At 31.1% G+C, this 11,417-nt stretch carries 10 protein-coding genes, 1 riboswitch and 1 other annotated feature; of the genes, 7 read left to right on the top strand and 3 right to left on the bottom strand.

Annotation, left to right across the window (positions count from 1 at the left end):
- Positions 1-33 precede the first annotated feature (33 nt).
- Positions 34-519 carry a dihydrofolate reductase gene (locus BS101_RS20140; RefSeq protein WP_073540407.1) on the top strand — a complete coding sequence of 162 codons (486 nt, stop codon included), beginning with the start codon at positions 34-36 and terminating at the stop codon, positions 517-519.
- A gap of 403 nt (positions 520-922) precedes the next feature.
- Positions 923-1,009, top strand: a riboswitch (glycine riboswitch).
- Between the two features lie 293 nt (positions 1,010-1,302).
- Positions 1,303-2,664: an amino acid permease gene (locus BS101_RS20135; protein WP_073540406.1), complete on the top strand. Its 1,362-nt coding sequence runs from the start codon at positions 1,303-1,305 to the stop codon at positions 2,662-2,664.
- 460 nt (positions 2,665-3,124) lie between these two features.
- Here BS101_RS20135 and BS101_RS20130 read toward each other — a convergent pair whose 3' ends face one another.
- A complete protein-coding gene (locus BS101_RS20130; RefSeq protein ID WP_073540405.1) occupies positions 3,125-3,796 on the bottom strand; it encodes a lactate utilization protein in 672 nt (223 codons plus the stop codon).
- A gap of 136 nt (positions 3,797-3,932) precedes the next feature.
- Here BS101_RS20130 and BS101_RS20125 point away from each other — a divergent pair, with 136 nt between their 5' ends.
- Positions 3,933-4,589: a Crp/Fnr family transcriptional regulator gene (locus tag BS101_RS20125; RefSeq protein WP_073540404.1), complete on the top strand. Its 657-nt coding sequence runs from the start codon at positions 3,933-3,935 to the stop codon at positions 4,587-4,589.
- Between the two features lie 84 nt (positions 4,590-4,673).
- On the opposite strand, the gene BS101_RS20120 is transcribed toward BS101_RS20125, so the two are convergent.
- Positions 4,674-6,110, bottom strand: a complete 1,437-nt coding sequence (locus tag BS101_RS20120; RefSeq protein ID WP_073540403.1) for a HAMP domain-containing sensor histidine kinase — start codon at positions 6,108-6,110, stop codon at positions 4,674-4,676.
- Positions 6,100-6,780 carry a response regulator transcription factor gene (locus tag BS101_RS20115; protein ID WP_073540402.1) on the bottom strand — a complete coding sequence of 227 codons (681 nt, stop codon included), beginning with the start codon at positions 6,778-6,780 and terminating at the stop codon, positions 6,100-6,102. Before BS101_RS20115 ends, BS101_RS20120 begins: the two co-directional genes overlap by 11 nt.
- A gap of 181 nt (positions 6,781-6,961) precedes the next feature.
- Here BS101_RS20115 and BS101_RS20110 point away from each other — a divergent pair, with 181 nt between their 5' ends.
- The 4 genes from BS101_RS20110 to BS101_RS20095 all read left to right on the top strand — a co-directional run bounded on the left by BS101_RS20110 (position 6,962) and on the right by BS101_RS20095 (position 11,416).
- Positions 6,962-7,681 (top strand): ABC transporter ATP-binding protein, encoded by a 720-nt coding sequence (locus tag BS101_RS20110; protein ID WP_242951499.1) that lies wholly within the window; start codon positions 6,962-6,964, stop codon positions 7,679-7,681.
- Positions 7,662-8,840: an ABC transporter permease subunit gene (locus BS101_RS20105; RefSeq protein ID WP_073540400.1), complete on the top strand. Its 1,179-nt coding sequence runs from the start codon at positions 7,662-7,664 to the stop codon at positions 8,838-8,840. The genes BS101_RS20110 and BS101_RS20105 overlap by 20 nt, the downstream gene beginning before the upstream one ends.
- Positions 8,841-9,020: 180 nt before the next feature.
- Positions 9,021-10,307 (top strand): hemolysin family protein, encoded by a 1,287-nt coding sequence (locus BS101_RS20100; RefSeq protein ID WP_073540399.1) that lies wholly within the window; start codon positions 9,021-9,023, stop codon positions 10,305-10,307.
- Between the two features lie 49 nt (positions 10,308-10,356).
- Positions 10,357-10,558: a binding site (T-box leader), on the top strand.
- 30 nt (positions 10,559-10,588) lie between these two features.
- Positions 10,589-11,416 carry an electron transfer flavoprotein subunit beta/FixA family protein gene (locus BS101_RS20095; RefSeq protein ID WP_242951344.1) on the top strand — a complete coding sequence of 276 codons (828 nt, stop codon included), beginning with the start codon at positions 10,589-10,591 and terminating at the stop codon, positions 11,414-11,416.
- Position 11,417: the final 1 nt, after the last annotated feature.

Here is an 11,417-nt window from a genome sequence, read left to right as displayed (position 1 = left end):
TTTTAAAAAATCAATATGGGGGGGAATTTAGTTATGATTTCATTGATAGCAGCAGTATCAAAAAATAATGTTATAGGTAATAATGGAATAATACCATGGAAGATAAAAGGTGAACAGAAAAGATTTAAAGAGCTAACTACTGGCAAAACAGTAATTATGGGTAGAAAATCATTTCAAGAGATAGGAAAACCATTGCCAAATAGAAAAATTATTATTATTTCAAATACTGTAAATATAGTGGCCGATAATTGTGTAACTGTAAGATCTTTGTCTGAAGCATTCAATTTAGCAAAAGATGAAGAAGAAGTATTTGTTGCAGGAGGAGGTCAGGTGTATAAAGAGGCGCTGCCTTATTCAAATAAAATATACCTTACTGTAGTTGATAAAATGATTGAAGGCAATGTTTATTTTCCTACAATTAACAAAAATGATTTTGTAAAGACTTATGAACAAAGAATTGAGGGCGAACTACCATATACATATTATACATACGAAAGAAAATGTGGTAAAAATAAATAATCTATGGAAAAAATTAATCTAAAAATATATGAAGAGTATGAAGAACATATGGCTTCTGAAAAGGATAAAAAAATGATATAGGTAAAGCTATAAAGACGCTCACTAGAAAAAATATAAAATTGTAGATTATTAATAATTTAAGATGCTATTTTGAAAAGTCTCTATTGGTGGACTAAAAGTCCTTATCTAACGATATAGGCTTTTTTTATATTCAAAATTTTAGAGATGAGGAAACTATATACGCTGAAAAATGAATAAATTATTGCAATTTTATTTAAAATATATTAATATGTAACGGTAAATCAAATATTTCAGATGAAAATAGTGGGAGAGTTATGGCAATAGCCATTCACCGAAGAAGTAAATCTTTCAGGTATCTATTTAATTAGAGATGACCGCTATTGGATGAATCCTTGGAGAGACTCTTAATGAGCACCGAAGGAGAAAGTCGAAGGGCGAAACTCTCAGGTAAAAGGACAGGGAAAAGGTAACATATCTTATAAGAGTAATGTATAATCGATTACTTCATTTAAAGCTTATCTATTCCCATTTGTATCTCCAATCAAAAAATATTTACATAAGAAAAGGCATCATTAGGAGATGCCTTTCACTAAAATGGAGGGATAAAATGGAGCAATTCACAAAAGGGCATTATTAGTTTAATCACATTAAGTACTGTATTAGTAGATACCATATTTTATAGTGATGTCTTATGACAGTACTCATATCAATAATATTTTAAAATGAATTTTAAAACAGCAGTATTAGAAAGGCGGAATATATATGTCAGAAAATCAAAACTTATCACGAGGATTAAAAAATCGGCATGTTCAATTACTTGCAATTGGAGGTGCAATTGGTACCGGATTATTCCTTGGTTCAGGTAGATCCATTCATTTGGCAGGGCCATCTATTTTATTTGCATATACCATAACAGGGGTAGTTTGTTTTCTTATCATGCGTGCTCTTGGGGAATTATTGCTCTCTAATTTAAACTATCATTCTTTTGTAGACTTTGTACAGGAGTATATGGGAAATGGAGCAGCATTTATTACTGGATGGACTTATTGGTTTTGTTGGATCTCACTTGCTATGGCTGATTTAACTGCATCAGGACTTTATATACAATATTGGCTGCCTAATATAGCTCAATGGGTTCCGAGTCTTGTAGTTCTTATAATTTTATTAATTATGAACCTCACTACAGTAAAGTTGTTCGGGGAAATGGAATTCTGGTTTGCTTTAATTAAAATTGTTGCAATTTTAGCACTAATTATAATTGGCACATTTATGATTATTAAAGGATTCTCTACAAAGGTTGGTGCATCTAGCTTTACAAATCTTTGGAATCACGGAGGATGGTTTCCGAATGGCACAAGTGGTTTTATTCTTTCCTTTCAAATGGTTGTATTTGCTTTTACAGGAATTGAATTGGTTGGCTTGACAGCGGGTGAAACTGAAAATCCAGAGTATGTCATTCCAAGAGCTATTAACAATATTCCAATTAGAATTATTATTTTTTACATTGGAGCACTTACTGTTATTATGAGTATATACCCTTGGAATTCAATTAATGCAGATAAAAGTCCATTTGTACAGGTATTTGCAGCAGTGGGAATCGCAGCAGCAGCAAGTATTGTAAATTTTGTGGTTTTAACATCAGCGGCATCTGCTTGCAATAGCGGAATATTTAGTACAAGCCGTATGGTCTATTCTCTTGCTAAAGAAAATAATGCCCCTAATTCAATGAAAAGGTTAACTTCTAATAAAGTACCTTCTAATGCTTTGATGTTTTCAGCAGCTGTTATTTTAATTTCAGTTATTTTAAGCTATATTATGCCAGAAGGAGTATTTGTGCTTATTACAAGTATATCAACATTTTGTTTCATCTTCATTTGGGGAATTATGGTGGTCTGTCATTTAAAATATCGTAAAACTAATCCTAAACTTGCTTCAAAAAGTAAATTTAAAATGCCGCTTTATCCAATTACTAATTACATAGTTTTGGCATTTATTGTTTTTGTCTTAGTTGTTTTGGCGCTTAATAAGGAAACACGTGTGGCTCTATTTGTAACACCTGTGTGGTTTATAATGCTTGGTATAATTTATAAAATACTTAAATCAAGAGTTAAAAAAGAAAAGTAAATAATGATTTATGGTATAATGTTTGTGAATATTATTATGATCTTGCAACTTATTGCGTATTATCACTAAATTAGAGATAAAAACACAGTTTTGGTTGGTAGTCCAAATCTGTCTATATTCTTATAAATGGAAGTGACCTTCCCTCCTGGGGTCGTCCCTTCTCTATGTTAAATTTTATTTTACAGGAGGAAAATTGAAATGAAAGTAAGTATTAAGTTTACTGTATTTTTTGAAGATATATTTTGGGTAGGGGTTTTTGAGAGGTTATCCTTAAATAATTAGCATTTTCCTAAAAGCAATGAAGCATATGTGAATTTAATAAGACTTTAAATGCACCTTTGGGGGGAATTCCCCTAAAGGCGTCTAATAAAAATAGGTTTAAAAAATCTACATATTTTAATAATCATAATCAAAGTGGTAATTTACGGCTAATTCCACAGCTTATTCGAACATCCCAAACTTAAAATCCTAGAGATTCACCAACAAGAATAATTTTTATTCTTCCAGGAGTTTTGCACATTCTCGTTTCAATAACGTAAGAGCAAATACAATCCTCTGCCTTACAATTTCCACAAGCTCCATTTATAACACAAGGTGTCTTTTTTGGAGGATGTAGAAATGGATTTGATGAACAGCGTTGTGCATTGATAGGAGCTGCATATGTTCTAGCCCTTGCTACTGCATCCTCAACAGTTTTGCAAACCTTATTCATTCCAATGACAGCTATGACATTTTTGGGACCAAAAGTAATGGCTGCCACTCGATTACCCACACTGTCTATATTGATTAATACACCGTCTTCACTAATTGCATTGAAACTTGTCAAATAGGTATCGCACAACAATGATTGGCGCATTAAATCATATCGTTCATCCATTGTTTGGGCTTTGTCACGATCAATTATAATAAAATTGCCTTGATATATTCGCTCAATCAGCTCAATCTCTTCAAGTGTAACCGACCCTCCCCATGATACGGATGAAGATTCCGGTATAAGTGATAATGCTTTTTCAGCAGCGTCTATGGCATTATCACAGTAATATGCCTCAAATTTCCTGCTTCGTAGATTTTTAATTAGTTTAGTGGCTAGAAGTTCATTTCTTGTTTTTATAGCACTATTTTTTTCTTCCATATTTGTTCCTCCATTTTGGTTGATAAAAATGTTTTTATAGGAGTATTTCTTATTATATACTTCCCCGTTTTTTATAAGTATAGTATTATACAAATAGAAAGTATGTTGCACATGCAACGAAAAATGAGGTGTTCTTATGGATGATTTAGATATTTTGGTGCAATCACATTTGTTTTCCGGTATTGAACCGAATGATATTGAAAAAATGCTCATATGTTTATCTGCGATGCGCAAAGAATATGAAAAAGGTGAAATGGTTGTCTGCGAAGGGGACTCTGTTAATGATATTGGCATTATACTGAAGGGTAGTGCCCGAAGCACTAAATTGAGTATCACAGGTAAACAAATTATTGTTTCGCTACATTATCCAGGCGGTTATACTGCCATTTTAACAGCTGCCAGTGGTAAACGGAAGTGTCCCATGTCGATACAGGCACTGGAGTCCCTTGCTGTGCTTTTTATTCCTGTCAGAAATGTGTTGAGTCGTTGCAAAAAACTTTGTATAGCTCATGAACAATTGCTTTTCAACCTTTTTAACAGTATTGCGGAAAGGGCGCTGGAGTTACATGATCGTAACGATTGTCTAATCATGCCAACCATTCGCGATAAAGTTTTAACTTATTTAACTAAAGTTTGCCATGAATCCAAAACACGGATTGTTAGAATCCCATTTAATAGAGAAGCTATGGCTGGTTACTTGAATGTAGATCGTAGTGCTCTGTCTAGGGAACTTGCAAAAATGAAACGAGATGGACTGATTGATTTTTATAAAAATAAGTTTGAACTATTGTAGTATTCATCACATAATCGGTACATGGCAGCGAAAAATAAATATTTTTAGATTTCCTAAATGAATAAACATAATTATTTTTACGGTTTAGTTTAGAGGTATTGATACTGTAAAAGTAATCATATCTTTCTCACAATTTGCACATATGTTTCCACCATGCCTTTCAATTATACTTTTAGTTATAGAAAGCCCTAATCCCGAGCCCTCATCAGGATTTGTACGGGATGCATCTGCTCTGTAAAATTTTTCAAATAACGTATTTATGGTTTCTACATTTAAATTTTCACATCTATTGCGTATGCCGAGTACAACTTTTTTGTCATGTTGTATTAAAGATACATGCACATTTGAAGGTTTAAAACTGTATTTTAAGGCATTATACATCAGGTTATTCAAAGCTCTTACAAATAGATTGACATCCACTGTAATCATTATACTTTCAGTACATATATTATCTATAATTTTTAATTTTGAATTTTCAAAGGCCATTTCAAATTCATCAATCAACTGGTAGATAAGTTCATTTAAACATATGGTAGACAAATGTAATTTTACACTGCTGTCGTTTAATTTTGTGAACATGAATAAATTGTCCGTGAGTTTTTTCATGGTTTCAGCTTTTTTAAGACATATACCTATAAACCTTTTCATTTCTTCCTGGGATTTATATTCAGAGTTTTTTACAATTTGCAGAAATCCAATTATACTTGTGAGTGGACTTCTTATATCATGGGCTACATTGGTTATAAGTGAGTTTTTAGAGACTTCAATTCTCTTCTCGTTCTCAATTTTTTCATTTATCTTATCTGCCATAAAATTTATATTTTTACATATCTCAGATAGTTCGTCATGTCCTTTTTTGCGTATTTTAAAATTCAAATTTTCATTTGCAATTATTTTTATTCCATAGCAAATTTCGTTTATGTATTTCATCCTATGATGGGTTATTATCAAAAATAATAACATACAAAAAGAAAGCATTATTATAATACTTTTAAATTCAAATAAAAGCATCTTTGAATCATTAGGCGCATTTCTGGGAGAAGCGGTAATCCAGAGTATGGAGGTAGTAGTATCTGTTTTTATAGGCATTTTATATATATAGTAATTATATCTGGTTAAATTTCCTGCAGAGATATAGTATTTTAAAAAGTCTGAGTATGATTTTTCTAAATTTAAATTTTTTGGAAGTCTGGATGAATTATATAATACATTGTTTTTAGAATCCACTGCAACAAAGCCAAGTTTGTATTTTGAATATTTGGATTCATACTTGGACAGCACAGCTTTGTATATGGATTCATTATTAAAATCCACGGAGCTTGCAGTTAAACTTATATTAAGAGAAATATTTGATAATTCACTAAAACTATAGTTATAATTCTCAAATTTATGGGGATGTTTTTGAGATGCAAAACTTATGTAAGTTGAATATACTGATTCGTATATCATAAAACTTGCAATTAGTGAAAATATAAATGTTATTATGAATTTGGTCTGAATACCAACTATCTTAACTTTCAATTTTATAACCAACTCCCCATACAGTTTTTATGTAATCTTTTTTTATTTTTTGTCTTAATCTTCTTATATGTACTGTAACAGTTCTGTTAAGTTCCATATAAGGTTCCTTCCATACATTTTCATATATCTGTTTTATACTCAATACATTGTTTTTGTTCTTTGCAAGAAAAGTTAAAATCTCAAATTCATGGGGAGTCAAATTTATTTTATTATCATCTATTTTCACAATATGTTTATCTGTATCTATAAGCATGTCCTGTATTTTAATGAAATTTGAATTGCCCTGAAAATTTGAATTGAATTCTTTATATCTTCTTAAATGGGATTTTATTTTTGCAATTAACAGCATTGGGTTAAAAGGTTTTGAAATATAGTCATCTGCTCCAATGGTAAGTCCCATTATCTTATCTGCATCATCAATTTTGGCAGAGAGTATTATTATAGGTAGATTCAAGTCTTCCCTTATTTTCATACATGCCATCATACCATCCATTCTAGGCATCATAACATCTAAAAGTATCAGATCTATTTTATTGGTTTTTAAAATTTCAAGTGCCTCTATTCCATCTTTTGCACAGAGATAATCTATATTTTGGTTTTTTAGCATTATAGTTAGAAGCTCACGTATATTTTCATCATCATCTACAATTAAAACTACATTTTTGTCCATATGGAAACTCACCTTTCATATTATACCTACATTTATTATATACACTTTTTTCTTTCTTTAGAGGATTGTAATAAAATCTTAATAAATAGTACTGATTTTGTAATAAAAAATATACCAGTTTTGTAATATGGGTACATTATAATAAAGTAATCATATAAATGAGGATGTGAACTTTTTGGAAGTGTTAAAATTGGAAAATGTGTCAAAGAGTATAGGAAAAAGAGAAATTGTAAAAAATTTAAATTTAACTGTAAATGAAGGTGAAATATTTGGATTTTTAGGACCAAATGGGTCAGGAAAGACCACAACTATAAAGATGATTGTGGGATTTTTAAAACCTACCAGAGGCGAAATTTATGTATATGGAAAAAGTATTAAAAATAATAGGATAAGCTTTATAAATAGCATAGCAGCTGTGGTTGAGACACCGGATATGTATCCCTATTTAACTGGAACTGAAAATTTAAAGCAGCTGGCAAGGATGGATAGAAATATTGCTCAATCAGACATAGAGAAGGCCGTAAAGTTAGTGGGGTTAGGAGACAGGATAGATGATAAATTCAAAAAGTATTCTCTTGGAATGAAACAGAGACTTGGGCTTGCACAGGTTCTTATGGGAAATAAAAGGGTGTGGATATTAGATGAACCTACCAATGGGCTTGATCCAAGTGGAATGATTCATTTTAGGAATATATTTAAAAAATATTCCAGGGATAAGAAAGTTACTATATTTATATCATCCCATATACTTGGTGAAATGGAATCTATGTGTGATAGGGTGGCCTTTTTAAATGAAGGTGAAATCAAGGGAGTAGAAGATATAACCAATATGAAGGGAAATCTTGAAAAAAGATATATGGAAGTTGTGGGGGGAGAAAAAGATGGTTTCTGCAATAATTAAAAATGAAATTATTAAAATATTTTACAGAAAAAAATTTTTAATATGTTCTATTATATTATTATTTGTGGCTGTATTTTCAGTAGTAACTGTAAATAGTGGAAATGGAGAGAAGGGACTTGAAAAAGCAAAGAATGTACAACAATACTACAAGGAGCAAAAAAAATCAGTAAAAGATAAGGCAAAACTTGCTGAAATTCAGGAACATATAGATGGCATTGACAATATGATAAAAGACTATGAATTTGAAAAAAGCCATCCTCTGGCCTGGAAAGATACTTTGAAAAAAGATGTAAAACTTATGGAAAGCGTTGATGACAGTAAAATGGAAGCTGTCATAAAAGAGCAGAGAAAAGAAGAAATTGCCTATAAAAAATATCTATTGGATAATAATATAAAGCCAATTAGTGAACTTGAGGCTACAGGATATTTATTATTTAGTAATTACATTATGATTTTGGAATATGGTATGATAGTCATATTTTTAGCAGTAGTTTTTATGTCAATAGATAGCGTTTCCAGTGAATACACACCTCCTACGTTAAAGCTTCTGCTTTTAAGACCTATTACAAAGTCAAAACTTATATTTGGAAAATTTTTAGCTTGTACTATTTCAACTTCCGCACTTGTAGCTATTTTTAATCTTCTAATCTTTTTATTTGGAGAATTTGTATATGGCTTTGACAGCTTCAAGTATCCAGTTCCCATAGGACCCGCCTTTAAACACAGCAGTATACAGAATATGGACTTGCATAAATTTATATCTGTCATTCCAGGTACATCAGGCATTATGCCTCTTTATAAATTTTTAATTGAATTTATGATTTTACAGATAATTTTTATAATTGCAGCTACAAGTTTTTGTATTTTAGTATCTACCATAATTAAAAGTAATGCAGCAGCAGCATCTATAGCTATACTATTTGGAACAGTTTACATAATATTTTCAAATATTCCTGCATTATCTGATATGTCATATATTAAGCCAGCATTTTTTATAGCGCTTGGAAGCCCTAGAACTATAATAACAAGGCAAATTGTACAAGATACAGGTGCATACTATATAAATACTTTATCTGCCAGTTTGATAATGATTGCTTGGACTATATTCTTTTTAGCATGGAGTGTAATTGCAATTGAAAAAAGAGAAGAGTATATTTAGAACTTTTTATGAATAAGATGAATAAATCAATATGAAGTGGGAAAGCAGGAAAATATGTCTCAATTTATATAAAACACAAAGTACCTTTCATTTGTTTTATATTGTTAAAGAAACAAAAATATGATAGTATTGGTCATAGACTATCTACTTGGGTTACTTTAGAAAGGGAGTTATATTTATATGGTTTTTTTAATAAATATGATTATTGTGTTTTTACTCATATTCATGAATGCTTTTTTTGTTGCTGCGGAATTTGCAGTAGTAAAAGTCAGAAAATCCAGAATAGAAACCCTGGTGGCTGAAGGAAGCAGAAATGCAAAATTTACTTTAAAAGTCATTAAAGATTTAAATTCATATTTGTCTGCATGCCAATTGGGAATAACTTTAGCCTCTTTAGGGTTAGGGTGGGTAGGAGAGCCCGCAGTTGCCAATGTACTTATGCCTTTATTTAATTTATTTCATTTTTCAGAAGGGGTAGTGCATTCTATTTCTCTTGTTATTGGTTTTTCAATTATAACTGCTTTTCATATAGTACTTGGTGAATTGACTCCTAAATCACTAGCTATTATAAATACAGAAAAAATAGCCATGTATACATCCCTGCCTCTTATTATATTTTACAAGGCAACCTATCCTATAATGTGGGCCTTTAATCACAGTACTGATTTAGTGCTGAAGATATTTGGAATTTCACAGTGGGATGAGCATGAGACAGCCTACACTGACGATGAAATAAAACTATTACTTGAAGAAAGTTATAAAAGTGGATTGATAGATAAAACAGAATTAACCTTTGTGGATAATATATTTGATTTTTCCGAGAAGACTGTAAAAGATATTATGGTACCGCGTACTGACATGACCTGTATTTTTTTAGAAGATTCCCTAGAAGATATTATAAAAGTTGTAATGGATAGACAGCACACCAGGTATCCTATTTGTACATATAATAAGGATAATGTTATTGGATTTATACATATTAAAGATCTGTATAAACAGCAGATTCAGGGAGATAAAAATATAAAAGATATTATTCGAAAAGTTAAATTTATTCCAAAGTGGATGCCTATAAGCGATTTGCTGAAGGTGTTTAAAAAAGAAAAGTCCCAGATAGCCATAATTATTGATGAATATGGAGGAACACTTGGGCTAGTTACAATTGAAGATATCCTGGAGGAAATTGTAGGTGAGATTCAAGATGAATTTGATGAAGAAGGAACAGAAATCAATAAAACTGAAGACAATAAGTATGTTGTAGATGGGAAACTTATTCTTGAAGATGTAAATGATCTTCTTCAAATTGATATCAAGTCTGAAAATGTTGATACCTTGGGGGGATGGATTTATTCCAAGCTAAATTCATATCCAAAGGTCAACGATAAGGTTAACTATGAAAATTATGAATTCACTGTGTTAAAGTGTGATAAGAAGAGAATAAGCAAGATTTTAATTGAAAGACTCAAATAAATTTTTATTGACATAAGATTAAATTTATAGTAGACTGTTTTTCAAATAGATAAAGGCGATGATAAGATAAAGTAGATATTGTGAAGTATTTTAAAGAGAGTGGGATAAAGATGGAAACCCATAAATACACATTTCGAAAATCATCTTGAAGCTGTAGGCTGAAATTCAAGTAAGCTGATCCGGTTATGTAAATCGTTATTTAAATCAAGTAAAAAAATGGGTGGTACCGCGGCAGACATTTCGCCCCAGCGAAATAGGTCTGTTTTTTATTTGCCATTTATTTGATAGAAAGGAAAGAAGCTTTAATGAATATTATAGTTTTAGTTAAACAGGTTCCGGATATGGAAAAAGTAAAATTTGACAGAGAAAAAGGAGTAGTAGATAGAAGTTCTGCCAGTGCAGAAATCAATCCTTTTGATTTAAATGCCCTGGAAACAGCAGTTCAAATAGCTGAAAATATTGATGCCAGAGTTACTGCTGTAAGTATGGGGCTTCCAAATACGGAAAACTCGTTAAAAGAATGTATTGCAAGGGGTGCTCATGAAGGAGTGCTTGTAAGTGATATAAAATTTGGAGGTTCAGATACAAAAGCAACCTCTACAATACTTGCAGGTGCTATTAAAAAGTTGGGAAACCATGATCTGGTAATTGCTGGAGAAAAGACTGTAGATGGAGATACAGGACAGGTTGGTCCCGAAGTTGCAGAATTTTTAAATATACCTCATGCAAGTTATGTAAGTAAAATTACAGAAATGAATAAGGACAGTATGGAGTTACATTCTGAAATCTGGGAAGGAACTTATTTAAAAAGTATAAAATTTCCATGCCTTATTACAGTTACAAAGGATATCAATCATCCAAGATTACCTTCTTTTAAAAATAAGATGAAAGCCAGAAAAGCAGAGATTAAGATATTAAAGCTTGAGGATCTAGAAGAATTTTTGAATGAGGATAATGTTGGCTTTAAGGGTTCACCTACAAAAGTAAAGAAAATAGAAATTCCCCAAATAGAAAAAAGACAGGGTAAAATTTACAGAGAGTCAGATACTGTTGAGGCAGAGAATGAATTAATTGATATATTTAAAAAGATTAAGGTTTTGGAGGTGTAAT

Origin of the sequence: Clostridium kluyveri (assembly GCF_001902295.1) — a bacterium.
GTDB lineage: Bacteria > Bacillota > Clostridia > Clostridiales > Clostridiaceae > Clostridium_B > Clostridium_B kluyveri_B.
Note: the sequence above shows the minus strand (reverse complement) of the source record. Positions and strands in the feature narration are given on the sequence as shown.

Bases quoted from the DNA above. Each gene is read 5' to 3' on its own strand.
- BS101_RS20140 (WP_073540407.1), top strand. From the start codon at position 34: ATGATTTCATTGATAGCAGCAGTATCAAAAAATAATGTTATAGGTAAT.
- BS101_RS20135 (WP_073540406.1), top strand. From the start codon at position 1,303: ATGTCAGAAAATCAAAACTTATCACGAGGATTAAAAAATCGGCATGTT.
- BS101_RS20130 (WP_073540405.1), bottom strand. From the start codon at position 3,796: ATGGAAGAAAAAAATAGTGCTATAAAAACAAGAAATGAACTTCTAGCC.
- BS101_RS20125 (WP_073540404.1), top strand. From the start codon at position 3,933: ATGGATGATTTAGATATTTTGGTGCAATCACATTTGTTTTCCGGTATT.
- BS101_RS20115 (WP_073540402.1), bottom strand. From the start codon at position 6,780: ATGGACAAAAATGTAGTTTTAATTGTAGATGATGATGAAAATATACGT.
- BS101_RS20105 (WP_073540400.1), top strand. From the start codon at position 7,662: ATGGTTTCTGCAATAATTAAAAATGAAATTATTAAAATATTTTACAGA.
- BS101_RS20100 (WP_073540399.1), top strand. From the start codon at position 9,021: ATGGTTTTTTTAATAAATATGATTATTGTGTTTTTACTCATATTCATG.